We start from the raw sequence: 25,698 nt of genomic DNA, 5'->3' as shown, positions 1-25,698 counted from the left end.
CGATGATTGCGCCGATTGTCCATGGCGGCGGAATCACCGAGGCTGCGGCCCGCTTCGGCGGTGCGCCCGACGATTGGCTCGACCTTTCGACCGGCATCAATCCGTGCCCGGTCGCACTGCCGGAGATCGACGCGCGGGTCTGGCATCGCTTGCCGGATCGGCATCTGGAGGAGGCAGCGCGCACAGCCGCACGCGGCTATTACAGGACCAGCGATCTCCTGCCGCTGCCGGTGCCCGGGACCCAAGCCGTCATTCAGTTGCTGCCGCGGCTTGCTGACCCGAGGAGGCGCGCCGCCATATTCGGGCCGACCTATGGCGAATACGCGCGCGTCCTGAAGGCGGCGGGCTTCATCGTCGACACTGTCGCACGCGCCGATGATCTCGCGGCGGCGCACGGCATTGTGGTTCTCGTAAATCCCAATAACCCGACCGGCCGACTTTTCCAGCCCAACGAAATTCTGGCCATGGCAGCGGCGATGAAGGCGCACGACGGCCTGCTCGTCGTCGACGAAGCCTTCGGGGATCTCGAGCCTCAGGCAAGCGTTGCCGCTGATGTCGCCGCCCATGGCAACCTCGTTGTCTTCCGTTCCTTCGGCAAGTTCTTCGGTCTCGCGGGCCTGAGGCTTGGCTTCGTTGTCGCAAGCGGGTCGATCACGGAAACCTTCCGCGAATGGCTTGGCCCTTGGGCGGTGTCAGGGCCGGCGCTTGCCGTTTCGGCGAAGCTGATGGAAAGCGACACGAAGCCGATAAGGGAAAGCATCCTCCAACGGAATGCTGCGCTCGATGCAGTGCTCCGCGGCGCCGGCATCGATCTCATCGGTGGCACCGGGCTCTTCACGCTCGTCGACCATGAACGGGCATATGATCTTCATACGGCGCTCTGCCAGGAGCGCATTCTGACGCGCAAGTTCGACTACGATCGGCGCTGGCTGCGGATCGGGCTGACCGCCGACGCGGCTGGCGACCGCCGTCTGGCCGAAGCCTTGCGCCGGGCAGGAGTCTAGATGTCGGCCGAAATTTTCCTCGTCCTCGTTGTGGCTCTCATCATCGACCGCCTCGTCGGCGATCCCGACTGGCTCTGGGAGAGGCTAACGCATCCGGTGGTGCTCTTCGGTAAGGCGATCGGCGTTTTCGACGCGGCGCTCAATCGTGGAGCGGCGGACGGCGGCTGGCTGAAAATGCGGGGCATTGTGACCATCCTCGTCCTCCTCGCCTCGAGCATCGTGTTCGGTGTGGTGCTCAATCGCCTGTTCGATGTTCTCGGCGCTCTTGGCTTCGTTCTCGAGGCAATGACCGTTGCCGTTTTCCTCGCGCAGAAGAGCCTCGCCGATCACGTTCGCCAGGTCGCTGACGGCCTGCGCAGCGACGGTCTTGCGGGTGGCCGCGAGGCTGTTTCGATGATCGTCGGCCGCGATCCGAAAACGCTGGATGAGCGCGGCGTCTGCCGGGCGGCGATCGAAAGCCTCGCGGAAAACCTTTCCGATGGTGTCGTCGCTCCGGCCCTTTGGTACGCTGTTGCCGGGCTTCCCGGCCTGTTTGCCTACAAGATGCTGAATACTGCAGATTCGATGATCGGCCACAAGAGCCCGAAGTATCTTCATTTCGGCTGGGCCTCGGCGCGGCTCGACGACCTCGCCAACCTTCCGGCGGCGCGGCTCTCGGTTCTCCTCATTGCCGCTGGGGCCCGTCTCACACGGGGTCTCGAAGCGGCCAAAGCCGCGATCGAGGTGGCAAAGCGCGACCATGGCTTCCACCGCTCGCCCAATTCCGGCTGGCCCGAGGCGGCGATGGCGGGCGCGCTCGACATTCAGCTTGCCGGGCCGCGCGTCTACGGCGGAACGATGGTGGACGAGCCGATGATCAACGGCTCCGGCCGCGCAGTCGCAACGATTGACGATATCGACGCCGCCGTTGGCGTCTTCTATGGCGCCTGCACCGCGCTCGCTCTGGCCTCTGCCGTCATCGTTCTGCCGTTCCTGCTATTCTGAAAGTCCAGCGTCGGAGAGGCGATGTCGTCTGATTTGTGGATTGGTCGCTCCGGCCGCAAGCCTCTCATCGTTGCGCACCGCGGCGGTGCTGCCCTTGCTGCCGAGAATACCGTGGAGGCGCTGCGTGCCGCCGAGGGTGCTGGGGCAGATGCCATCGAGACGGATATACGCGTCACGAAGGACGGCGCCTTCGTTTGCATGCATGATGACGACCTTCGACGGCTTTGCGGAGATGCGCGCAGCGTCTCGGCTGTGGATCTCGCAACGCTGCGGCAGCTGCTGCCGAGCACGATGACGCTCCACGAGGCGCTGGCGGCGTCCGGCCCGTTGGGCGTTCTCCTGGACATCAAGCTTAACGATCCGGTGCCGCTCGCACTCATCATCGATGAGGTCGCACGCGCGAATGCGATCGAGCGAACGATGCTGGGGCTGCGCAGCTTCGACCTCATCGCTTGCGCGCGCTCTGTCCGACCGGACATCGCCATTCTCGCTTTCGTGGAGGACCCGGACTCCGCCGCTCAGGCGCGTGATGCCGGAGCCGACTGGTTCAGGCTATGGCAGGGCGCGGCGAGCCCTGAACGCGCGGCAATCGTTCGCGACGCTGGCCTGCGTCTTGCGGTAATGGTCGGTCAGCCGCGCTCAATTCCACTGCCGGAATACCCGCCCTTTCCGGTCGGCCTGATCGACCGAGAAGGACTTGAGCAAGTGCATCGGATCGAACCCGACGCTATCCTCTTGGACGATGCGCGTCTGGCGATGGATATTCTCAGGCGGAACTGACGAATGTCAATTTATCGGCTTTGGCTGGCGATCACTTGATCGAGATTAAAAACCGCGCTCCGACCGGCGCGATCGCGACGACGAGCCGAGGGGGTGAACAGCCGATGTTGCAATCCTCGGCTTGAAGGTGCAGGCCCCGTTTCCGGCGCATATCTGCGCTCGAGCCGCAGTCGGTCGCCGTTTGGCAACACCGTTTTTCAAATCTGAGTGGCAAAAGACCAGGAGGCATTGGCTTTTGCGGTGCATTTTTCTATAGGGTTCGCCAAGACTCGATTTTCAAGAGGTAAGCGCGTGACAGCTACATTCGACAAGGTTGCCGACATCATTGCGGAAACGAGCGAGATCGATCGCGAGACGATCAAGCCGGAAAGCCACACGATCGATGATCTCGGCATCGACAGCCTGGACTTCCTCGACATCGTCTTTGCGATCGACAAGGAATTCGGCATCAAGATTCCGCTCGAGCAGTGGACCCAGGAAGTCAACGAAGGCAAGGTGTCGACCGAGGAATACTTCGTGCTGAAGAACCTCTGTGCCAAAATCGATGAGCTTCGGGCGGCCAAGGCCTGATTGACACGCCGCTGACACGGTTCGATCCGTTTCCCGATGCCGCCTGCAGCGACCTTCGCTTGACAGGCGGCATCGGCATTTTTACTTGAGCCCAAAACGAACGGGATGAGCCCTGATGCTGCTTGAATATTTCCAGATGGTCGACCGGGTCGAATCCGTCGATCTCGCGGCGGGCCGGCTCACGGCGCGATCCGTCGTGCCGGAGAAGAGCCCGGTGTTCGAGGGCCATTTTCCCGGCTATCCGCTGGTTCCCGGCGTGCTACTGATCGAAACGATGGCACAGGCTTCCGGCTTTCTCGTGCTTGCCGCCACCAAATTCGCGGCGATGCCCTTCCTGATGTCGGTCGACGGCGCCAAGATGCGCACATTCGTCGAGCCTTCGGCCGAGCTCGAAATCGAAGCATTTCTCGAGCACGAGGGCTCTGGCTTCGCGGTGACCAAGGCCAAGATCGCCTCGGGCGGCAAGAAGATCTGCGACGCGCAGCTGAAGCTCAGGACAATGCCGTTCGATCAGGTGCCGCTTGGCGAGATCGTCCGCAAGCGCGCCGAGGAAGTGGGATTGATGGCCGCGACGGCCGCTTCGGAGAAGTAAAGATGACCAAATCCGCAAACGACGTGGTGATCACCGGCGTCGGCATTGTAACGAGCCAGGGGGTTGGCGCCGAGCCGCACGTGGCCCTGTTGAATGCCGTCGAACCGCCGAGGGCGCGCATCGAGACGGAGCGTTTTGCACCCTATCCGGTCCATCCTCTGCCGGAGATCGACTGGTCGCAGCAGATCGCCAAGCGCGGCGATCAGCGTCAGATGGAGAATTGGCAGCGTCTCGGCGTCTTCGCAGCCGGTCTCGCGCTGGACGATGCGGGGCTCAAGGACAATCTCGAAGCTTGCGGCAGCATGGATATGATCGTCGCGGCCGGTGGCGGCGAGCGTGACATCAATGTCGACTCGCTGATCGTCGACGAGGCCCTGAGGCGCAACGATCGCGAACAGCTTCTGAACGAGAAGCTGACGACCGAGCTCCGCCCGACGCTCTTTCTGGCCCAGCTTTCCAATCTGCTCGCCGGCAATATCTCGATCGTGCACAAGGTGACAGGCTCGTCGCGCACCTTCATGGGCGAGGAAGCGGCGGGTATTTCGGCGATTGAAACCGCCTTCGCCCGCATCAAGGCCGGGCAGTCGACGCATACGCTCGTCGGCGGCGCCTTTTCGGCCGAGCGTCTCGACATCATCCTTTTGATCGAAGCCATCCAGGGGCATGCCCTTGGTGAGTGGCATCCGATCTGGTCGCGCAAAGCCGATAACGGCGGCGGCATGATCCTGGGATCGGTGGGCGCCTTCCTCGTTCTGGAGTCACGCGAATACGCCGAAGCCCGCGGCGCCCGCGTCTATGCGACCATTGGTGCGATCGAAGGCGATCGGGGCAGCCGCGAGGACGGCCGACTTGAAGCACGGCTTAGGGATCTGGCACGGCCGGGCGCAGCGCTTGAGGCGCAGTCGACCGTGGTCTTTTCCGGCACCAGTGGCTTCCATGACCTGGCGCGGCGCGAGAAGGCTTTCCTCGATTCGGAGCTGGCCGGACGGCCGGTCCGCGCCTATGGCGGTCTCGTCGGCCACGGTATCGAGGCGCAGTTCCCGGTCGGCATGGCCCTTGCCGCGCTTTCGCTCGGGCATGCGGCCAAGGTACCGCCCTTCGATCCTGCCGAAGCGCTGATGACGGCGCCCGCCAAGGCGGCGATCGTCACGACCATCGGCCATGCCCGCGGCGAAGGGATCGCCGTGCTGTCCGCGGAATAAGGAGCTCGAGCATGAGCAAAGCTTACACCGACCACCTCGGCCGTCCGATCGTCGCCGTTACCGGCATGGGCGTCATCACTTCGCTCGGTCACGGGCTGGAGGACAACTGGGCGGCGCTCAGCGGCGGCGTTTCCGGCATTCACAAGATCACCCGCTTCCCGACCGAGGGGCTTTCGACCCGCATCAGCGGCACGGTCGACTTCATTGAGATTCCGGCCGAAAACGCTGTCGAACGCTCCTATGCGATGGCGCGCGAGACCACTCTGGAAGCGCTCGCGCAGGCAGGCCTTTCCGGCGATTTCAAGGGCCCGCTGTTCCTGGCTGCGCCGCCGATCGAACCGGAGTGGAACGCGCGCTTCGAGCTCGCGGACCGGGCGCCGGCCTCGGAGCGGCCAGGCGACGCCTATAACCGGTTCCTCGCTGCCATGCGCCAGAAGGCCGATCCGATCTTCCACGAGGCGGTGCTGTTCGGCTCGATTTCCGAGCGGCTCGCCGATCGTTTCGGTACGCGCGGCTTGCCTGTGACGCTGTCGACGGCCTGCGCTTCGGGCGCCACCGCCATCCAGCTCGGCGTCGAGGCGATCCGCCAGGGCCGCACCGATCGAGCGCTGACGGTCGCGACCGACGGCTCCGTCAGCGCCGAGGCGCTGATCCGCTTCTCGCTGCTTTCCGCGCTGTCGACCCAGAACGATCCGCCGGAAAAGGCGTCGAAGCCGTTTACCAAAGATCGCGACGGCTTCGTGATCGCCGAAGGCGCGGCCACTCTGGTGCTCGAATCGCTCGAAGCGGCCATCGCCCGCGGCGCACGCGTCTACGGCATTCTCAAGGGCTGCGGTGAAAAGGCCGATCTCTTCCACCGCACGCGTTCCTCGCCGGATGGCGGGCCGGCGATCGCGACGATCCGCGCCGCGCTCGCTGACGCAGGTATCGATGAAACCGGCATCGGCTACATCAATGCGCACGGCACATCGACGCCGGAGAACGACAAGATGGAATATCTGTCGATGTCGGCCGTCTTCGGCGAGCGGCTGCCATCGATCCCGGTTTCGTCCAACAAGTCGATGATCGGCCATACGCTGACCGCCGCCGGGGCGGTCGAGGCGGTCTTTTCGATCCAGACGATGCTCACCGGCACGCTGCCGCCGACCATCAACTACCAGAACGCGGATCCGGCGATCGTTCTCGACGTCGTGCCGAACGCGAAGCGTAGCCAGCAGGTCACTGCCGTCCTGTCGAATTCCTTCGGTTTCGGCGGCCAGAACGCCAGCCTCGTGATGACCGCCGAGCCGGCCTAAGCCGCTCGACGATTGAATACCTGCCTTCCGCAAAGGAAAGACCATGCGCGCCCTGCAATTGCTCGATGACCGCAAGCTCGAAATCACCGACCTGCCGGAGCCGGAGGCGCCCGGTCCCGGCGAAGTGACGCTCCGGGTCAAGGCGGTTGCGCTCAACCATATCGACGTCTGGGGCTGGCGCGGCATGGCCTTCGCCAAACGCAAGATGCCCCTGGTCATCGGTGCGGAAGCATCCGGCGTCGTCGAGAGCATCGGCCCGGGTGTGGCGAGCGTTCTGCCGGGCCAACTCGTTTCGATCTATGGGGCGCGCACCTGCGGCCTCTGCCGTCCCTGCAAGGAAGGGCGCGACAATCTCTGCGAGCATGTCGGCGGCGTGCACGGCTTCCACCTCGACGGTTTTGCCCAGGAGAAGATCAATCTGCCGGCGCGCCTGCTGGTTCCCGCACCGCCCGGTGTCGACGCGGTCGGTGCGGCGCTCGCTCCGGTCACCTTCGGGACCGTCGAGCACATGCTGTTCGACAACGCCAAGCTCGAGCCGGGCGAAACGATCCTCGTCCACGCCGGTGGCTCCGGCATCGGCTCGGCGGCGATCCAGCTCGCCAAGAAGATCGGCTGCACCGTCATCACCACGGTCGGCTCCGACGACAAGATCGAAAAGGCCAGGGCGCTCGGGGCCGATCACGTGATCAACTACCGCACCGACCGCTTCGAGGGCGTGGTGCGGAAGCTCACCAAGAAGAAGGGCGTCGACGTCGTCTTCGAGCATGTCGGCAAGGATACCTGGGCAGGCTCGATGCTGTCGATGAAGCGGGGCGGCCGTCTCGTCACCTGCGGCTCGACATCCGGCGTCTCGACCGACATGAACCTGATGATGCTCTTCCAGCAGCAGTTGAAGCTGCTCGGCTCGTTCGGCTGCCGCATGGAGAACATGGCGAACGCCATGCAGAAAATGGCAAGCGGCCTCGTTCATCCGGTGATCGATACGGAGGTCGGCCTTGCCGACATCGATCGCGCGCTCGAGCGCATGGAGTCGCGCCGGATCTTCGGCAAGATCATTCTGCGGATGGATTGACCCCGGTGCGAATGCTGATCACACGGCTGGTGCTCGCTGCCGATCGCTTCCGGCAATGGCTGATCGCGCAATTCGTGTTCCTGCTGCTCAATATCCTGAAGCTCTTTCCGGCGGATAGCGCGATCAATTTCATGGATCGCGTTGCTCGCTGGATCGGTCCGAAGACCCGCCGCTACAAGCTGACGCTCACCAATTTGCGCAATGCCTTTCCGGAAAAGAGCGACGGCTGGATACAGGAGATCGCGCTCGAAAGCTGGGGTAATATGGGCCGGCTCGCCGCCGAGTACGTCTTCCTGGACCGGCTGTTCGACTTCGATCCGCACCGTGCGGAGCCGGGCAGGGTGGAGGTTTCGGGCATACCGCTCTTCCTCGAACTGCGCGACAATCCACGGCCCTTCATCGTCTTCACGGCGCATAGCGGCAATTTCGAGATGCTGCCGGTGGCGGGGTCTGCCTTTGGGCTGGACGTGACTGTGCTCTTCCGGCCGCCGAACAATCCTTACATGGCGGAGAAGGTATTCGAGTTCCGCAAGGAGCGGATGGGCAACCTCGTGCCGTCGCATGCGGGCTCTTCCTTCGCACTTGCCCGCCAGCTCGAGCGTGGCGGCGGCGTTGGCGTGCTGGTCGACCAGAAGTTCCGCAAGGGGCTGAAGACGAAGTTTTTCGGGCAGGACGTCCAGACCAATCCGCTGCTCGCAAAACTGGTCCGCCAGTTCAATTGCGAGGTCTATCCGGCCCGTTGCATCCGTCTCCCCGGCGGCCGCTTCCGCCTGGAAATCGAACCGGCGATCGAAATTCCCCGCAGGGCTGATGGCAGCGTCGACGTCAACGCAACGGCGCAGATGCTGAACGACAAGGTCGAGAGCTGGGTTCGCGAATATCCGGGCCAGTGGCTCTGGTACCACGACCGTTGGCATATCAAGCGCTATCTCTAGCCAATCATCTCGGATGTGTCTGCCGCGTCACTAGGCGTGCTTGCACGGCGCGCGCCGCGAGGTACAGTTCGCCTCGAATATCGAACATGTTGCAAATATTCGGCGTCGAAAACGTTTGCGGCCGATTCGCTCTGCCTTCTGCAGTTGAACGACCACGCGATGCGTGTACACTCGTCCTTGCGCTGAGGGCGTGGAAGGTGCAAGGCGGTCTCGCGTCGCATCAGGGGTTCGATCAAAATTTACAAATTTTCAGCTGTACTGGCTCGCCTTTGAACGCATTGGCGCAGGCTTTGCCGTGGGAATGAGGTTTGCGAATTGAACGAATTGATTGAGCTGTTTTGGTTCAAGTATTCGCAGTTGCAGTATGCGGTAAAGGTCGCAGACGAGCATTTGGTCGGCATACTAGATCGAGAGCTCGATCCGATTTTGAGAGCCGTCTACGACGAGAAGGCCGCGAGCATCGAAGATGCCCGCCTTCAGTTCCAATTTCTCGTGGACCTGTTGCGTGCCGAGGCGGACGACCTCGCCTGTGTGCTGCGCCACTCGCGATTGCTGAAGTCGCTGATCGATCGCTATCTTGCGGCAACAGGAACTACTGATCTCGCCGGGCTCGACCTTGACCGGGCTCCGAAACTGCCGACCAAAGGGCGCGCCGACGAGGGCTTGCTGAACGAGGCGATCCTAGATTGTCTTCCCGACCGCGTCGCGGTCATCACGCCGGATTACCGGTACCTCTACACCAATGCCGCGCATGCCATCCATCTCGAACGCCGGCCGATGGATCTGATCGGCCGACATGTCGTCGAGTTCATCGGCTTTCGGCGCTTCGAAGAGCGCGTCAAGGTCCATCTCGACCGCTGCTTCGCCGGCGAGGTAATCGATTACACCTTCGCCAAGACCGTCGATGGCCGCACCGTCGTCGTCCGCTGCCGCATGACACCCTGCCGATCATGTGCCGGCAAGCTCATCGGCGCCATCCTGGTTATTCAGGAACATGCCGACAGGCGGAGGGCGGTGGCCGCTTGACCGCCATGATGCGGCAGCTCGTCCTTCAGCGCCGTGCGCCTTTCAGGCGCACAAAGGTCGCTGTAGCACTTTTAATTGCTGCATGTTTTTACCCTTAAATCGGCTGCGATTTAAGGAAACATGCAGTTGTGCCGAGCGAGGATGCCGTGGCTGCCCCGCATAGGCGATACGGCCGTCAAGCAACTCGCCGTGTTCGTTCATTCGCTTGGCGGCGGCGAGTAGCAGAGGCATCGAGCGCCAAAGCATGGCTGTGCGCATTTGCCGTGCGCCCTTCAGGGGCGCGCGGCTTTTCTGTGCGCAAATCAACAGGAGATGCTAAACTTTGCCGGAGGCCGCCGATGCCGATTGAAAACGGCGTTTGCCGCGAGAGGCACCTGCGTTCGGGCGTCGCCCTTTGCAGCTGATCCATTGTGGCGGCGTCACTCGAAAGGAGATGCGTGATGTCACAGGAATGGCCCATGTTCATCCTGCAGTGCATCGTCGTCTTCGGCCTTGTCAGCGCGCTTTTCATCCGCTTCGGCGACTAATCCTTCGCCGTCATCGCCACTATTGCTTGGACCAGACCGCCAACTCGTAACCATCCGGATCGGCAAAGTGAAAGCGCCGGCCGCCGGGGAAGGGGAAGATCGGCTTGAGGATCTTGCCGCCGGCGCCCTCGACACGGGCCAGGGCGCCCTCCAGGTCGTCGGCATAGATGATGACGAGCGGCCCTCCGCTGCGGACCGATCCGAGCGTCGTAAAGCCGCCGGTGAGCCGGCCGTCCGCAAATTCGCAATATTCCGGACCGTAGTCGGTGAAGGTCCAGCCGAAGGCGCTGCCGTAGAAGGCTTTGCTCGCTGCGATGTCGGCAACGTTGAATTCGATATAGTCGATGCGTCGGTCGTTGCCGATCATGGCATGTCCTCTCCCGTCTTTGTCTTCTCGTTACCTGTTTCCAGCATGGCCTTCAACGCGGCGAGATCCTTCTCCACACAGGCGGCGTCGGCCGCGAACTGCTCGTCGCTCATGTCGGCCTGTCTCAGCAAAGTGAACATCACTTCCGCGCCATCGCCATTCGTACGACACGCAACGCATTGTGAACCTTCGCGCCGTTCTCGAGCGTCACGAGATGGTCCACGGCGCCGAGCTGATTGTCGGGAGCGAAGCGGACGCGGGCGTTGCCGAGCGGGCCGGGCGCAATCCATTCGTCTCCGTCGCGCGTAAGCCCCGAGGAGAGCCCCGAGGCCCAAAGCGGCATTTTCTCGTGACAGCGATCCTACAACGAGAAGTGGGCCGAAAGGAGCTGATTGTAGCCAATGAAATAGACATGGATGTGCCGATCGCGCTGGCGGTGACGCTTTCCTATTGCATGTCGCTCTACGAAACGATCGGCCATGGTGAACATGCCTGGTTCGATGCGTCCGTAACCCTGCTGTTCTTCCTGCTGATCGGTCGTACGCTCGACCACATGATGCGGGGGCGCCTCTTCCAGGGAGGGGTGATGGTCAAGGACGGCTCGGCCATGGAGCGCCTCGCCGGGATCGACACGGTGCTTCTCGACAAGACCGGGACCCTGACGATCGGCGAGCCGCGGCTGGTCAATCAGAACGAGATTTCGCCTGACGCGTTGGCGACCGCCGCGGCGCTCGCCGCGCATTCGCGCCATCCGATCGCGGTCGCGCTGCACCACGTGGCCGGCAGTTTTCTGGAAGGGGACATAAGCGAAATTCCGGGTTCGGGCATTCAAGCCAGGACGCCGGATGGGGTCTATCGGCTTGGCAGCCGCAGCTTCGCCTCTGGCGGCAGCGGCGTCTCGGGCGGGCTGCCGGAAGCGATCCTCTCGCTTGACGGCCGAGAGCTTGCCTGCTTCCGCTTCGAAGATCGCCTGCGCCCAGCCGCACGCGAGAGCGTCGCCGCGCTGCACAAACTGGGCTTGCGACCGGCATTCTTTCCGGCGACCGGGAGCCAGTCGTGGCGGAGATCGGCCGCAGGCTCGGAATATTAAAATGGCGGGCCGAGCTTTCGCCGCGCGACAAGATGGGGCTTTTGCCGCCGCAACCGGTGGTCACCGGGTATTGATGGTCGGCGACGGCATCAACGATGCCCCGGCACTTCGCGCCGCCCATGTTTCGATGGCGCCGGCAACGGCCGCCGACGTCGTGCGCCAGGCTGCCGATTTCGACTTCATGCCCTACCGTTGACCGCCGTTCCCTTCGCCATCGAAATCTCGCATCGGGCCGGTCGGCTGATCCGCCAGAATTTCGGCCTGGCGATCGGCTACAACTTCGTCGCCGTTCCAATCGCAATTCTCGGCTATGCAACGCCGCTGGTGGCGGCGATCGCGACATCCACCTCGTCGATGATCGTCGTTGCGAAGGCCCTGAGGTTGCGAAGCCTTGCGTCCGCGAAGACCGCTGAGGGAGCGCCCGATGAACACTCTCATCTATCTCATCCCGATCGCGCTGCTTCTCGGTGGCCTCGGTCTTGCCGCGTTTCTCTGGGCGCTGAAGAGCGGACAATATGAGGATCTCGACGGCGCGTCATGGCGCGTGCTCGACGACGGCGACGGCAAGCCGGAGAAGCATTGATTTTGTCGGGAATGGCTTGTCGTAAATCGATTTGAGTGCCAAAACAGCCTCCGCCGCCGCATGTCTCGCCCGTCGCTTTTCTTGTGAGGTGCCCTACATGCGCAGATCAAATTCAAGGGGTCGGCACACGGTCATCGCGGTCGATGCCAGCCTCTCCTGTCCAATGGAGACAATCACGTGTCAAAGGCGGAAATCGGCCTAATCGGTCTCGGCGTCATGGGATCGAACCTGGCGCTCAATATCGCTGAAAAAGGAAACAGGATCGCCGTTTTCAACCGCACGGTTGACGCGACGCGCAAATTCTACGCGGAGGCTGGCGCGCTCAAGGAGCAGATCGTTCCCTGCGAGACGATCGAGGAGTTCGTCGCCGCGATCCGTCCGCCGCGTCCGATCATCATCATGATCAAGGCCGGCGATCCGGTCGACCAGCAGATGCAGGCGTTGAAGCCCTATCTTTCGAAGGGCGACATCATGATCGACGCGGGCAACGCCAATTTCCGCGACACGATGCGCCGCTTCGACGCGTTGAAGGACTCGGACCTCACCTTCATCGGCATGGGTGTTTCCGGCGGCGAGGAAGGTGCGCGCCATGGGCCGTCGATCATGGCCGGCGGCACCGAAGAGTCCTATCGCCGTGTCGAGAAGGTGCTGACCTCGATCGCTGCGAAATATGACAATGATCCCTGCGTCGCCTGGCTCGGCGAAAACGGCGCCGGTCATTTCGTCAAGACCATCCACAACGGTATCGAATATGCCGACATGCAGATGATCGCCGAAATCTACGGCATCCTGCGCGATGGGCTGAAGATGACCGCGCAGGAGATCGGCGAGGTCTTCGGCGCCTGGAACAAGGGTCGGCTCAATTCCTATCTGATCGAGATCACCGAGAAGGTGCTGAAGGCCGCCGACGCGCTGACCGGCAAGCCGATCGTCGACCTGATCCTCGACAAGGCCGGCCAGAAGGGCACCGGCAAGTGGTCGGTGATCGAAGCGCAGAACATGGGCGTTCCGGCGACTGCCATCGAAGCGGCCGTCGCCGCCCGCAGCATTTCCGCCGCCAAGGAGGAACGTGAAGCCGCCGAAAAGATCCTCGGCCTGCCGGCGGTCGGCGAGTTCAAGGTCGGCGACAGGCAGGCCTTCATCAAGGACTTGGAGAACGCGCTGCTCGCCGCCAAGATTGGTGCCTATGCCCAGGGCTTCGCCGTAATGTCCGCGGCCTCGAAGGAGTTCAACTGGAACCTGCCGATGCCGACGATCGCCAGGATCTGGCGCGCCGGCTGCATCATCCGCTCGCAATTCCTCGACGAGATCACCACCGCCTTCACCAAGGCGCCGGATGCGGCCAATCTGATTGTGACGCCTGCCTTCGCTTCGATGGTAAAAGAGACGGACGGGGCTCTGCGCCGCGTCGTCTCCGCGGCCGTGCTCGGCAGCCTGCCGGTGCCGGCGCTCGCCTCGGCGCTCGGCTATTTCGACAGCTACCGCCGCGGCCGCGGCACGGCCAATGTGATCCAGGCGCAGCGCGACTTCTTCGGCGCCCACGGCTTCGATCGCGTGGACGGCGCCGACAGCCACCACGGCCCGTGGGGCAGCGGGCTGAACGCGTAAGATCAGTTTAGACCGCTTCTACCAAAGGAAGGGTGGCGCTGGCTGCCCTTTCACGACAAGCTCACGGCATCTCAAGCAAGGGAGCAATCGGGAAGGCAGCATGAAATTCAGAGTGATCGAAGGGGGCAAAGCGATCGAAACCAGGTCCGGAAAAGGGCCGGCAGGCATCCGCGGCGAGGCGGAGCGGCGCATAAGGGCGTCGGGCTACGAGCAATGGCGGGTACGCAGCCTCGCCACCGGTGCACCGATGCCGCATTCAATCCGCTATCTGAAGATGCAGATCGATTTCGTTGCCGAGAAACTCGAACAGCTCAATCCGATCCCGACGGATTTCGCCGACGATAAATATTGGCCAGCCGTGAGCATATGAAGCATACGGCCGCACCCGGATTTGCGCTGAACGGCTTCGGCCGCATCGACGGTGCCGTCAGCCATCCAGGCCGTGGGCAGTGGGTTGAACGTCTCAGCGGAACTTGATTTTTTGGGGAATGGGGGAAATGGGACGGCCAAACATGCGCCGCCCCATTCGTTTGGCAGATATTCAGGCAGCGGAAGTAACTAACAGATTACCGACAAATGAAAGAGAACATGGAACCAGAAGTCTGGGGCTGGTATCGGCAATTCGTGCGTGACCGCGACGACCACACGACACCGAATTTGTTCGTCCCTCACGGTGAAGCTGAAATCCAGGATTTCGAACGTGAATTTGGTGACGCTCTGCCGCCGGTATATCTCGCCTTCTTGCGGCAGATTGGGACCGGGCGGCTGACAGCGGATATCAACGGCGGGGATACTCTCGATTTCGAGAATTCCTTCCTAAGCACATCGAGTATTGCCGAGATATTGCGCCGTAACCCGGTCGAGTGGCGTATCGATCCTGACTTCATCGACGACGACGAAGTTCCCTTCTTCAGTCTGGGAAACAATTCAGTTCTGGGTTTCAGGCGAGGGCATGGAACTGCTGTGTACTATCCTTTCGGGAAATCCGCGTATGCACGGAACTTCAACCAATTTCTCGCGCGGTTGATGACGGATTGCACCTTCTACAGACAGCTATTCAGGTTGCCGTTGCTCGCCCCACGAAAATGATGCGGCACGCGTTCGGCCGCCTCACTTCTCCCGCTGCGGGTAAATCGTCTCGCCGCACTTCAGCATTTCGACAAAGGTCTGGATCTTCTTCCTCCGACCGACTTCCGTCTTCATGTTATGGGTGCGGAAGGCAAGCGCGAAGCGGTTCTGTTCACTGAGCTTGCCGAGCATTTCCCGAGCCTTGGGTTCCGCATCGATCGCGGCCTGGAGATCGTCGGGAATCTTCATGTCCTTGCCGCTCCCGTAGGCGCGGTCCCAACGGCCGTCGGCCTTGGCCATCTCCACCTGCCTGAGACCGTGCTCGGTCATCCGGCCTTCTTCGACCAGCCGTGCAACATTGTCGACATTGATCTGGCTCCAGGTGCTTTTCCTGCCGCGCGGGGTGTAGCGCTGCAGATAGCTCTTGTCGTCGAGGCCCTTGCGTACGCCGTCGATCCAGCCCCAGCAGAGCACCACGTCGATGGCTTCCTTGGGCGTGATCGACTTGAGCCCCGAATCCACCTTGTGGATCCTGATCCAGACTTCGTCCTCCTTGTCATGGTGGTTGCCGAGCCAGCGATAAAAGCTCTCGGCGGTCTCGAACTCGTGCACCTTTTCGGGATCGACCTTGACGGGCGGCATGAAGCAACTTTCCTCCTGTCGGCTGAAATTTCGACCTTGCACCGGGCAGCCTACAAGGCGGCGCTTCTGCCTTCCAGCCCTTAAGTTCCGCGAGTACGCGCAGGCGATGACGAAACTCGGTGAGCGCGACTGGCGCGCGCGACGGGCTCGTGAAAAGGTAACGCCAAGCGCGCCGGCAGGCCAGCGTGTCGGCGACGTGATCCCTGTGGGAAGAGGTTTGCATGCCTGCGGTGTCGAACCTGAGCTACGATGATTGGCTCGAGCATGCGTTCAGCCACTCGATCCGGCCGCATGGCAATCCCTGGTTCTTCGATGAAGACCCTCCGTGGTGGGATCCGGAGCCGCCTGTCGCCATCGATTACTTCACCAGACTCTTTTCGACGACCGAGCGTTCGCTGGCCTTCTTCTCCGACGCGCAGATCGCTCAGGGCTTCACCTACCTGCTGAGCACCAGCGCCTCGGGCGACAACGGGTGGTTCTACAAGACAACCACGCCCACGGCAGCGCGGCTGCGCTGCGTCGAGGCGATCGAGACTGTCTTCGCCGACCTGTTCGCGTCGCGCTGCGCCGCCGTGTTGGGCCACATCGACGAACCCGGGGCGGCTCCGCTTAACACCGTCTGCTACATGTGGTGGGACGAGTTCCCATGTTTGGCGCTTGCCGACGATCCGGCGTGCGATCTCATGCACAGGGCGGCGATCGACGTGATGCGTCGATCGTTAAGACTCGACTCGATCGCGTGTCAGGAGGCAGCCCTCCACGGCCTCGGCCATTGGGCGCGGTACCGGCCGAACGACGTTGCCGCGGCCGTCGATGAGTTCCTCGGCGGCGCACGCAGCAAGCGAGACGAGATCGTCTCCTATGCCCGATCCGCGAGGTGCGGCTGTGTCCTCTGAGGCGTTGTGAGACTTGCGGTCCACTTCGGCCGATGCCTGAGAGCATACCTCTATGCCTTGGCCGACCTCGCCATCGGAGGCTGAAACTCCGGCTGGCTGAGGCTTTGAAGGGTCTCGGGGGGCTTTCCCTCGATATGGCCGATCACCGCCTTGGCGAGCTCCCGACCGGCCAGGCGGATATCCTCGTACATGGTCATCACCTCCGGACGCAGCCAACGCAGGAAGTCGCTCGGCACCTTGGAAACCATGTCTGCGTCTTCGCCAAGCTTCTTTCGTGCCGCCTCGATGCCGGCGATCAGCGCAATCGCGCCGGAACCGCTACCGGAAACGATGCCGTCGGGGGCCTCTTCCGAGCGCATCAGCTTTTCGAAGGCATCGCGCGTGGCGACCAGGCTGTAGTCGATGTTGACCTGGTGGAAGCTCACCGACTCTGCATCGAAATCCTTGAGGCCGCGTTCGAAGCCGGTGCGCATATGCGAATGGAAGGTGAGGTGCGGCGGCGGCTCCAGGAGCACCAGCCGGCGCCTGCCGCGCTCGACGAGCCGGCGCACGGCCTCGTAGGCGAAGCGCTCGTTGTCGAAGTCGTGATAGGGGTGGGCGATCCCCATCTCTGTCCGTCCATGCGTCGCGAACGGCAATTGACGTTCGGTGAGCAGCGTCACGCGTGGGTCGTGCGGCTCCATTCGAGAGATGATCACGCCGTCGGCGGCGCCCGTATCGAGAATGTAGCGGATCGGACCGAGCGGATCCTTGGAGGAACTGTAGGGCGTCACGACGAGGTGGTACGGTGTGCCGGCGAGGATTTCGGTGATGCCGATGACCATCGGGCTGGTTATGCCCATGATCTCTTCCTCGAGCGTCAGGACAAGGCTTATGACATTGGTCTTGCCGGTTCTGAGGCGCACGCCTGCACGGTTCGGCTGATAGCCGATCTGCTTTGCAACTAACCGGACGCGCTCCTTGGTCTCCGCGCCGATATCGGGCGCATCCTTCAACGCGCGGGAAACGGTTGTGATGCCGAGCCCGGTCATGAAGGCGATCGTCTTCAGTGTCGGCCTGCCGCCTTCCGCTGGCGGCGCTGCCGCTGGCCTGTTCTTTGTCCTGCCTTCCATGCCCGTCACATAGCCTGCCTGTTCGGGACCCCCATCGGTTTCGAACCGCAATCGCGGTGCCGACACCATGGCGATAGCCCGTCTCCTGGCCAATTGCCGCCGTTATATACGATTTGCCCAGACGTACCATATCGGGGCGGAGCGAAATCGCCCACGAAATCTGTAACGATACAGTAGCAATGTCGAGCTTTTTTGTTGTTGCACTGCGAAGAGCATAAACAGAGGGTTGAATCTGGCGTCCGCGAAGTTCCATACTGCGCATGCGAAATCGCGGCGCCCGTTGCAACTACATATTTCATTAGTTGTTTGTGACAAATCAAGTATTTATCGTCTTCCGCCCGCGCAATGGCATCGGATACGAATGGGGAACAAAGGAGACGTTCCAGGAACTGCCGGATGCAATCTGCGGATGTGGCTTTCTAATTAATTTGAATTATCCGTTGTGGGTGTTGCGTCGGCAAATGGTTTGAACTAAGTTTTTTACGGTAACGTTACAGTGAGGGAGGAGACTCATGAAATTACGTTCTTTGGCCGGCGCTCTGGCCGCAACCGTGGCCCTGCCGTTTGGCCTGGCTCACGCCACCGATCTTGAAGTCACGCATTGGTGGACGTCCGGCGGCGAGGCCGCAGCGGTCGCCGAACTGGCGAAGGCCTTCGACGCGACCGGCAACAAATGGGTCGACGGTGCGATCGCCGGTTCCGGCGGAACGGCGCGACCGATCATGATCAGCCGCATCACCGGCGGCGACCCGATGGGCGCAACCCAGTTCAACCATGGCCGTCAGGCGCAGGAATTGGTTGAGGCTGGTCTGATGCGCGACCTGACCGATGTCGCCACCCGGGAGAACTGGAAGGAGATCGTCAAGCCGGCAAGCCTGCTCGACTCTTGCACCATCGAAGGCAAGATCTATTGCGCACCCGTCAACATCCACTCCTGGCAGTGGCTATGGCTCTCGAATGCCGCTTTCAAGCAGGCAGGCGTTCCGGTTCCGAAGAACTGGGACGAGTTCGTCGCTGCGGCACCGGCGCTTGAAAAGGCCGGGATTATACCGCTTGCGGTCGGTGGCCAGCCGTGGCAGGCGGCAGGAGCGTTCGACGTCTTGATGGTGGCCATTGCCGGCAAGGACGTCTTCGAGAGCGTCTTTGCCAAGAAGGACGAGGCAGTGGCTGCCGGACCCGAGATCGCCAAGGTCTTCAAGGCTGCCGACGATGCTCGCAAGTTGTCGAAGGGCAGCAATGTTCAGGACTGGAATCAGGCAACCAACTTGGTGATCACCGGCAAGGCTGGCGGCCAGATCATGGGTGACTGGGCGCAGGGCGAGTTCCAGGTCGCGGGCCAGAAAGCTGGTGTCGACTACACCTGCCTTCCGGGTCTCGGCGTGAACGAGGTGATCTCGACCGGCGGCGATGCGTTCTATTTCCCGCTGCTCGAGGATGAGGAAAAGTCGAAGGCGCAGGAGGTGCTGGCATCGACGCTGATCAATCCGAAAACGCAGGTGGCGTTCAACCTGAAGAAAGGCTCGTTGCCGGTGCGCGGCGACGTGGACCTCGCGACCGCCAATGACTGCATGAAGAAGGGCCTCGAAATCCTCGCCAAGGGCAATGTGATCCAAGGCACTGACCAGCTTCTGTCGCCCGACAGCCAGAAGCAGAAGGAAGACCTCTTCTCCGAGTTCTTCGCAAACGCCTCCATGACGCCCGAAGACGCGCAGAAGCGCTTCGCGGAGATCATCGCGGCGGCAGATTGATCGCGGCCTCTTGACGGCCTCGCTGCTGGCGGGGCCGTCGCCCAAGCTCTCGTCCTAAAATCCGCGCCGGATCCGCATGAGGCGGTGCGGCGGCAGAGGCAGACGAGGGCAGGGGCTACGCTCGTGGTCGGTGTTGGCGCTCGGCGGCTTAGTCGTCGCATAGGCCGGCCACCCTCAGACATTGTCGCAGTTCCGGAGGAGGAAACATGACGGCTCTCACACGTGGTTCGGCTAGGCCGAACCAGTGGCTGCGCAACCTGAATGCGAAGATCGCCTCTATCCCGATGATCCTGACAGCCGTGGTCATCTTCCTCGGCGGCACAATGTGGACCGTCGTCTATTCCTTCACGAGTTCAAAGTTGCTGCCGCGCCTCTCTTTCGTCGGGCTCGATCAGTACGAGCGGCTGTGGGCGGCGCCGCGCTGGATCATTTCCATCCAGAACCTTGCAGTCTACGGGTTTTTCTCGCTGATCTTCAGCCTGGTGATCGGCTTCGTGCTCGCCGCATTGATGGATCAGAAGATCCGCTTCGAGAACACCTTTCGCACGATCATGCTCTATCCCTTCGCCCTGTCCTTCATCGTGACCGGGCTCGTCTGGCAATGGCTGCTCAATCCGCAATACGGCATCCAATCGATCGTTCGCTCGCTCGGCTGGACGAGTTTCTCCTTCGATCCGCTCTACGACGCCGACATCGTCATCTACGGCATCCTGATCGCCGCGCTCTGGCAGGGCACGGGTCTCGTCATGTGTTTGATGCTCGCAGGCCTGCGCGGCATCGACGAGGACATCTGGAAGGCAGCGCGGGTCGACGGCATCCCGATGTGGAAGACCTATGTGCTGATCATCATCCCGATGATGCGCGGCGTCTTCATCACCACCCTGGTGATCATCGCGAGCGGCATCGTCAAGGTCTATGACCTCGTGGTGGCGCAGACGAGCGGCGGGCCGGGGATCGCATCGGAAGTGCCGGCCAAATACGTCTACGACTACATGTTCCTCGCCCAGAACCTGGGGCAGGGCTTCGCCGCCTCCACCATGATGCTCGTCACCGTCGCCATCATCATCGTGCCGTGGGCGTATCTGGAATTCGGGGGAGGCCGCAAGCGTGGATAACATGGTCACCAGCAACGGGACGCTCACCGCCGATGCGGGAGCCGGACGGATCACTACCGGTCCCAGCGGGCGCAAGCCGCGCCGGCGGCTCTCGCGGCGCAACATCATCGTCTACGGCACCTTGATCGTCGTGGCCCTCTACTATCTGCTGCCCCTCTATGTGATGATCATGACCTCGCTGAAGGGCATGCCGGAAATCCGCGTCGGCAACATCTTCGCGCCGCCGCTCGAGATCACCTTTGAGCCCTGGGTGAAGGCCTGGGCCGAGGCTTGTACCGGCCTCAACTGCGACGGGCTTTCGCGCGGTTTCTGGAATTCGGTCCGCATCACCGTGCCATCGACGATCATCTCGATCGCGGTCGCCTCGGTAAACGGCTATGCGCTTGCGAACTGGCGGTTCAAGGGGGCAGACCTCTTCTTCACCATCCTGATCGTCGGCGCCTTCATTCCCTACCAGGTGATGATCTATCCGATCGTCATCGTGCTCCGAGAAATGGGCGTCTACGGAACGCTGACCGGCCTCGTCATCGTGCACACGATCTTCGGCATGCCGATCCTCACCCTGCTGTTCCGCAATTACTTCGCCGGCTTGCCAGAGGAGCTCTTCAAGGCGGCGCGCGTCGATGGTGCCGGGTTCTGGACGATCTATTTCAAGATCATGCTGCCCATGTCGTTGCCGATCTTCGTGGTGGCGATGATCCTGCAGGTCACCGGAATCTGGAACGACTTCCTGTTCGGCGTCGTCTTCACGCGGCCGGAGTATTACCCGATGACCGTCCAGCTCAACAACATCGTCAATTCGGTGCAGGGCGTGAAGGAATACAACGTCAACATGGCGGCAACGATTTTGACGGGGGCCGTTCCGCTCGTCGTCTATTTCGTCTCCGGACGGCTCTTTGTCCGCGGCATCGCGGCCGGTGCAGTGAAAGGATAAGCAAGCATGACAAGTGTTTCCGTCAGGGATCTGTCGCTGAACTTCGGTGCCGTAACGGTTCTCGACAAGCTCAATCTCGATATCGACCATGGCGAATTTCTCGTTCTGCTCGGTTCGTCCGGCTGCGGAAAGTCGACGCTGCTGAACTGCATTGCCGGCTTGCTCGACGTGTCCGATGGGCAGATTTTCATTAAGGATCGCAACGTCACCTGGGAGGAGCCGAAGGATCGTGGCATCGGCATGGTGTTCCAATCCTACGCGCTCTATCCGCAGATGACGGTCGAGAAGAACCTCTCCTTCGGTTTGCAGGTCGCCAAGATTCCGCAACCTGAAATCGACAAGCGCGTGAAGCGCGCCTCGGAGATTTTGCAGATACAGCCGTTGCTGAAGCGCAAGCCGTCGGAGCTTTCCGGCGGCCAGCGGCAGCGTGTGGCGATCGGCCGGGCACTGGTGCGCGACGTCGACGTCTTCCTCTTCGACGAGCCGCTGTCGAACCTCGACGCCAAGCTGCGATCCGAATTGCGCGTCGAGATCAAGCGGCTGCACCAGTCGCTGAAGAACACGATGATCTATGTCACCCACGACCAGATCGAGGCGCTGACGCTTGCCGATCGGATTGCCGTCATGAAGAGCGGCGTCATCCAGCAGCTTGCCGATCCGATGACGATCTACAATGCCCCGGAGAACCTCTTCGTTGCGGGCTTCATCGGCTCGCCGTCTATGAACTTCTTCCGCGGCGAGGTGGAAGCGAAGGACGGCCGCAATTTCGTTCGGGTCGGCGGCGTCGCCTTCGACGTCACGGCTTATCCGGCGCAAACGAAGCTGCAGCCCGGTCAGAAGGTGGTGCTTGGTCTAAGGCCGGAACATGTCAAGGTCGACGAGGCGCGCGACGGCGACGCGGTGCACCAGGCGGTCGTCGATATCGAGGAGCCGATGGGCGCCGACAATCTCCTATGGCTGAGACTTGCCGGACAATCGATGTCCGTGCGGATCGCTGGCCAGCGTCGCTATCCACCGGGCAGCACGGTACGGCTCACCTTCGACATGGCCGTCGCCTCGATCTTCGACGCGGTCTCGGAAAACCGTCTCTGACTAATGTCTGACGGGGGCCGACGGCTTCCGATCGAAAAAAAGCCGGGGCCAACCGCCGGCCAACGAATGGACTCTGGGAATGCCTTCCGAAATCATCAACCGCGACGCCATCCGCATCGACCTTTCCGGCGATTGGCTGCTCGCTTCGGCGGATAACAGCCACGCGCTGACCATTGCGCTTCCGGGCGACGTGCACAGCGCGCTCGAGCGGGCCGCCATCATATCCGACCCCTATCGCGGCCGGAACGAGGCGGATATCCAATGGGTGGCCCACAAGGAGTGGGTGCTTGAGCGCACCGTCGCCATTGATGCAGGCGATCTCGAAGGACACTGGTATCTCGATTTCGAGAGCATCGACACTGTCGCCTCGGTCTTCGTCAATGATCGCCTCGTTCTGCAGGCGGACAATTGCTTCCGCCGCCATCGCCCCGATGTTGCGCAGGCGCTTGTCGCCGGAGAGAACCGAATCCGCATCGTGCTTCATTCGTCGATTGCTGAGGGTGCTCGGCGCCAGGCAACGCAGCCTTTTTACGTGCCCTATCACGACGGCAATTCGCCGATCGCCAACGGCAATATGCTGCGCAAGCCGCAATGCCATTTCGGGTGGGATTGGAACATCGCCATCGCGCCGCTCGGTGTCTACGGCGCGCTGGCGCTCTGCCGGCTCGAGACGGCGCGGATCGAACATGTCACGACGCGACAGGTCTGGCTGGAGGATGGTTCTGTCGACCTGCAGGTGACGGTCGAGCTCCATGCCCGCGATCCGGGTATCCTGCCGATCCACTTCGAGCTCGTCGGCCTGCGCGAGCGGCTGGACTGCAGCGTCGCGGCGGGCGAGACCCGCATCACCCATGTGTTCAACGTGGCGGAACCGAGGCTCTGGTGGCCGGCCGGCAGCGGGGAGCCGGCGCTCTCGATCCTCAAGGTGGAAACGCCTGAGGAGAGCATCACGCGCCAGATCGGCTTTCGCAGCCTCGAACTCGTTACCGACAAGGACGAAGCCGGCAGCCGCTTCGCGCTGCGCATCAACGGCCGCGACATCTTCTGCCGCGGCGCGAACTGGATACCGGCGGATGCGCTGATGTCCCGTGTCACGCCGGATGGCGTCGAGGACCTGTTGCGTTCCGCCGTCGAAGCCAACATGAACATGATCCGCGTCTGGGGCGGCGGCTTCTACGAGCCGGATTGGTTCTACGACCTCTGCGACCGGCTCGGCCTGCTGGTCTGGCAGGACTTCATGTTCGCCTGCAATCTCTACCCCTCGACGCCGGACTTCCTCGCGAACGTCGCCGCCGAAGTGGACTATCAGGTCAAGCGGCTTCATTCCCACCCGTCTATCGCGCTCTGGTGCGGCGACAACGAACTCGTCGGAGCGTTGACCTGGTTCGAGGAGAGCCGCAAGGATCGCGATCGTTACCTCGTTTCCTATGATCGGCTGAACCGAACCGTCGAAACGACGATGAAGGCTGCCTCGCCAGAGGCGATCTGGTGGCCGTCAAGCCCGTCGGTCGGCTACCTCAATTTCGGCGATGCCTGGCATGCGGACGGCGCCGGTGACATGCACTACTGGTCCGTCTGGCATGAGAACAAGTCCTTCGACAATTATCGGACCGTTCGGCCGCGCTTCTGCTCGGAATTCGGCTTCCAGTCCTATACGTCGATGCCGGTGATCCGGCAGTTCGCCGAGGCCAGCGATCTTAATATCGCCTCGCCGGTGATGGAGGCGCATCAGAAAAACGCCGGCGGCAACGAGCGGATTGCCGGCACCATGTTCCGCTATTTCCGCTTCCCGAAGGATTTCCCTAGCTTCGTCTATCTGAGCCAGATCCAGCAGGGCCTGGCGATCCGGACGGCAGTCGATTACTGGCGCTCGCTGAAGCCCCATTGCATGGGGACGCTGTACTGGCAGCTCAATGACACGTGGCCTGTCGCCTCCTGGTCGAGCCTCGACTATGGCGGCCATTGGAAAGCGATGCATTACATGGCGCGGCGCTTTTTCCAGCCGGTGGCCGTTGCCGCCATTCCGACGTCGGACGGCGGGGAGATAGCCTTCTCTGTAGCGAACGACACGCCCGAGCCGGTGACAATCGAACTCGAGACCTTCCTCGTTTCGCTCGACGGCAGCCGCCGCCCGCAGATGGCGGCGATGGGCTCCTGCTCGCCCGACCGGGCGGCGACGCTCGTCACGATAGCCGCAAGCGACATTCCGCAGGATGCGCTCCTGTTCTGGTCGTTCGAGGCATCCAACGGCATGCGCGGCGACGGCCATTACGTCCATGGCACCTACAAGGCGCTCGATCTCGCGCCGTCCGGGCTGACGCTCGAAGCGGCGCCGCGGTCCGACGGGAGTTTCGACCTTACCGTGACCGCGACCGGTCTCGCGCTGCACGTCATGGTCGAGGCGGATGTCGAGGGCCGCTATTCCGACAATGCCTTCGATCTGACCGCTGGCCAATCCAAAGTCGTTCGCTTTACGCCAAAGGCGCCGCTCACCGAGGGTGCTGTTCCGTGTTTCGGCGCTTACGATCTCGAATCCTGCCAAGGAAGAGGCTGAGCGAGATGAAGCGGCATTCTGTCAGAACGCGTGCCTCTCCATCATGAACTCCGCCCTTTGAACCAACGATGCGGCGCCAGCCGCTTCCACCTTTATTCCCGCGAAATCCCATTCGCGCAAAACCCACGAGGAGATTTTCGATGAAAGACGTCAGTTTCCAGCTTTACAGCGCCCGCAACTTCCCGCCTCTTGCCGAAGTGCTCTCCGCACTCGGCGAAGCGGGCTATACCCAGGTCGAAGGTTACGGTGCACTCTACGCGTCGCTGACCGACGGAGAGATCGCTGGCTTCAAGAGCGGCCTCGATCGCAATGGCCTCGCCATGCCGACAGCCCATTTCGGGCTCGACATGCTCGAGACGGATCCGGGCCGGGTCCTTGAGATCGCTAAGGCGCTCGGTATCCGCGCCATCTATTGCCCCTATCTGATGCCCGACCAGCGTCCGACTGACGCGGCCGGCTGGCGCGCCTTCGGTGCACGGCTGCAGGCAGCCGGCAAGCCGTTCCGCGACGCGGGGCTCGACTTCGGCTGGCACAATCATGATTTCGAGTTCCATGCACTTGCGGACGGCTCGGTGCCGCTCGACCTGATTTTTGCCGGCGGCACGGATCTCTCCTGGGAGGCGGACATCGCCTGGATCGTGCGTGGCAATGCCGACCCCTTTGCCTGGATTTCGAAATACGGCAACCGCATCACCGCCGTCCACGTCAAGGACATCGCGCCCAAGGGCGAGAATGCGAACGAGGACGGCTGGGCGGATGTCGGCCAGGGCACGCTCGGCTGGAAGGCGCTCATCCAGGCGCTCTCCAAGACCTCGGCCAAGTATTTCATCGCAGAACATGACAACCCCAGCGACTTCAGGCGCTTCGCCAAGCGCTCGCTGGCTTCCATTCAGTCCTACTGA

Annotated in this window: 24 protein-coding genes and 2 pseudogenes; 22 read left to right on the top strand and 4 right to left on the bottom strand. The window is 62.1% G+C overall.

Going from position 1 to position 25,698, the window contains the following annotated elements; genetic code table 11:
* Positions 1-2: 2 nt before the first annotated feature.
* The 10 genes from cobD (at position 3) to USDA257_RS20540 (ending at position 9,460) form a co-directional block, all read left to right on the top strand.
* Entirely contained in the window at positions 3-1,004 is a 1,002-nt protein-coding gene (gene cobD / locus USDA257_RS20585) for a threonine-phosphate decarboxylase CobD (protein ID WP_014764893.1), read from the top strand.
* A complete protein-coding gene (cbiB, locus tag USDA257_RS20580) occupies positions 1,005-1,988 on the top strand; it encodes an adenosylcobinamide-phosphate synthase CbiB (protein WP_014764892.1) in 984 nt (327 codons plus the stop codon).
* A gap of 21 nt (positions 1,989-2,009) precedes the next feature.
* On the top strand, positions 2,010-2,768 hold the full coding sequence (locus USDA257_RS20575; protein ID WP_014764891.1) for a glycerophosphodiester phosphodiesterase: 759 nt from the start codon (positions 2,010-2,012) through the stop codon (positions 2,766-2,768).
* Between the two features lie 291 nt (positions 2,769-3,059).
* On the top strand, positions 3,060-3,338 hold the full coding sequence (locus USDA257_RS20570; protein ID WP_012708338.1) for an acyl carrier protein: 279 nt from the start codon (positions 3,060-3,062) through the stop codon (positions 3,336-3,338).
* A 115-nt stretch (positions 3,339-3,453) separates the two neighbouring features.
* Positions 3,454-3,930: a 3-hydroxyacyl-ACP dehydratase FabZ family protein gene (locus USDA257_RS20565; protein WP_014764890.1), complete on the top strand. Its 477-nt coding sequence runs from the start codon at positions 3,454-3,456 to the stop codon at positions 3,928-3,930.
* A gap of 2 nt (positions 3,931-3,932) precedes the next feature.
* Positions 3,933-5,132, top strand: coding sequence for a beta-ketoacyl-ACP synthase (locus USDA257_RS20560; RefSeq protein WP_014764889.1), 1,200 nt, complete (start codon positions 3,933-3,935; stop codon positions 5,130-5,132).
* An 11-nt stretch (positions 5,133-5,143) separates the two neighbouring features.
* Entirely contained in the window at positions 5,144-6,427 is a 1,284-nt protein-coding gene (locus USDA257_RS20555; RefSeq protein WP_014764888.1) for a beta-ketoacyl-ACP synthase, read from the top strand.
* Positions 6,428-6,470: 43 nt separating this feature from the next.
* Positions 6,471-7,499 (top strand): zinc-binding dehydrogenase, encoded by a 1,029-nt coding sequence (locus USDA257_RS20550; RefSeq protein WP_014764887.1) that lies wholly within the window; start codon positions 6,471-6,473, stop codon positions 7,497-7,499.
* An 11-nt stretch (positions 7,500-7,510) separates the two neighbouring features.
* Complete coding sequence (locus tag USDA257_RS20545) at positions 7,511-8,434, top strand: lipid A biosynthesis lauroyl acyltransferase (RefSeq protein WP_014764886.1); 924 nt, start codon at positions 7,511-7,513, stop codon at positions 8,432-8,434.
* Positions 8,435-8,749: 315 nt separating this feature from the next.
* Positions 8,750-9,460, top strand: coding sequence for a PAS domain-containing protein (locus USDA257_RS20540; protein WP_014764885.1), 711 nt, complete (start codon positions 8,750-8,752; stop codon positions 9,458-9,460).
* A 546-nt stretch (positions 9,461-10,006) separates the two neighbouring features.
* On the opposite strand, the gene USDA257_RS20535 is transcribed toward USDA257_RS20540, so the two are convergent.
* Positions 10,007-10,354: a VOC family protein gene (locus USDA257_RS20535; protein ID WP_014764883.1), complete on the bottom strand. Its 348-nt coding sequence runs from the start codon at positions 10,352-10,354 to the stop codon at positions 10,007-10,009.
* Positions 10,351-10,706: pseudogene (locus USDA257_RS20530) on the bottom strand (SRPBCC family protein); the annotation flags it as partial. The gene USDA257_RS20535 and the pseudogene USDA257_RS20530, both read right to left, overlap by 4 nt.
* A gap of 57 nt (positions 10,707-10,763) precedes the next feature.
* On the opposite strand from USDA257_RS20530, the pseudogene USDA257_RS37990 reads away from it, so the two are divergent.
* The 5 genes and pseudogenes from USDA257_RS37990 to USDA257_RS20505 form a co-directional block, all read left to right on the top strand.
* Positions 10,764-11,879, top strand: a pseudogene (locus tag USDA257_RS37990) (HAD-IC family P-type ATPase); the annotation flags it as partial.
* The gene (gene ccoS / locus USDA257_RS20520; protein ID WP_014764881.1) at positions 11,869-12,027 is read left to right on the top strand and encodes a cbb3-type cytochrome oxidase assembly protein CcoS; all 159 of its coding nucleotides are present in this window, start codon (positions 11,869-11,871) and stop codon (positions 12,025-12,027) included. The pseudogene USDA257_RS37990 and the gene ccoS, both read left to right, overlap by 11 nt.
* 177 nt (positions 12,028-12,204) lie before the next feature.
* Positions 12,205-13,635 carry an NADP-dependent phosphogluconate dehydrogenase gene (gene gndA, locus USDA257_RS20515; protein ID WP_014764880.1) on the top strand — a complete coding sequence of 477 codons (1,431 nt, stop codon included), beginning with the start codon at positions 12,205-12,207 and terminating at the stop codon, positions 13,633-13,635.
* A gap of 100 nt (positions 13,636-13,735) precedes the next feature.
* Positions 13,736-14,005, top strand: a complete 270-nt coding sequence (locus tag USDA257_RS20510) for a hypothetical protein (RefSeq protein WP_014764879.1) — start codon at positions 13,736-13,738, stop codon at positions 14,003-14,005.
* Positions 14,006-14,223: 218 nt separating this feature from the next.
* Entirely contained in the window at positions 14,224-14,724 is a 501-nt protein-coding gene (locus USDA257_RS20505; RefSeq protein WP_161623538.1) for an SMI1/KNR4 family protein, read from the top strand.
* Positions 14,725-14,745: 21 nt separating this feature from the next.
* Here the strand turns inward: USDA257_RS20505 and USDA257_RS20500 are convergent, their stop codons facing one another.
* Entirely contained in the window at positions 14,746-15,345 is a 600-nt protein-coding gene (locus USDA257_RS20500) for a YdeI/OmpD-associated family protein (RefSeq protein ID WP_014764878.1), read from the bottom strand.
* A 221-nt stretch (positions 15,346-15,566) separates the two neighbouring features.
* On the opposite strand from USDA257_RS20500, the gene USDA257_RS20495 reads away from it, so the two are divergent.
* Positions 15,567-16,241, top strand: a complete 675-nt coding sequence (locus USDA257_RS20495; RefSeq protein ID WP_014764877.1) for a hypothetical protein — start codon at positions 15,567-15,569, stop codon at positions 16,239-16,241.
* Positions 16,242-16,291: 50 nt separating this feature from the next.
* Here USDA257_RS20495 and USDA257_RS20490 read toward each other — a convergent pair whose 3' ends face one another.
* The gene (locus USDA257_RS20490; protein ID WP_014764876.1) at positions 16,292-17,353 is read right to left on the bottom strand and encodes a LacI family transcriptional regulator; all 1,062 of its coding nucleotides are present in this window, start codon (positions 17,351-17,353) and stop codon (positions 16,292-16,294) included.
* A 512-nt stretch (positions 17,354-17,865) separates the two neighbouring features.
* On the opposite strand from USDA257_RS20490, the gene USDA257_RS20485 reads away from it, so the two are divergent.
* The 6 genes from USDA257_RS20485 (at position 17,866) to USDA257_RS20460 (ending at position 25,698) form a co-directional block, all read left to right on the top strand.
* Positions 17,866-19,101, top strand: a complete 1,236-nt coding sequence (locus tag USDA257_RS20485; RefSeq protein ID WP_014764875.1) for an ABC transporter substrate-binding protein — start codon at positions 17,866-17,868, stop codon at positions 19,099-19,101.
* Positions 19,102-19,307: 206 nt separating this feature from the next.
* Positions 19,308-20,216, top strand: coding sequence for a carbohydrate ABC transporter permease (locus tag USDA257_RS20480; protein WP_014764874.1), 909 nt, complete (start codon positions 19,308-19,310; stop codon positions 20,214-20,216).
* A gap of 1 nt (position 20,217) precedes the next feature.
* A complete protein-coding gene (locus tag USDA257_RS20475; protein WP_048657419.1) occupies positions 20,218-21,150 on the top strand; it encodes a carbohydrate ABC transporter permease in 933 nt (310 codons plus the stop codon).
* Between the two features lie 6 nt (positions 21,151-21,156).
* Entirely contained in the window at positions 21,157-22,242 is a 1,086-nt protein-coding gene (locus USDA257_RS20470) for an ABC transporter ATP-binding protein (protein ID WP_014764872.1), read from the top strand.
* 79 nt (positions 22,243-22,321) lie between these two features.
* Entirely contained in the window at positions 22,322-24,796 is a 2,475-nt protein-coding gene (locus tag USDA257_RS20465) for a beta-mannosidase (protein ID WP_014764871.1), read from the top strand.
* 140 nt (positions 24,797-24,936) lie between these two features.
* Positions 24,937-25,698, top strand: coding sequence for a sugar phosphate isomerase/epimerase family protein (locus USDA257_RS20460; RefSeq protein ID WP_014764870.1), 762 nt, complete (start codon positions 24,937-24,939; stop codon positions 25,696-25,698).

The organism is Sinorhizobium fredii USDA 257 (assembly GCF_000265205.3).
In the GTDB taxonomy this organism is placed as follows: Bacteria; Pseudomonadota; Alphaproteobacteria; order Rhizobiales; family Rhizobiaceae; genus Sinorhizobium; species Sinorhizobium fredii_B.
The sequence above is the reverse complement of the archived record's forward strand: the minus strand, read 5'-3'. Positions and strand labels throughout refer to the sequence as shown.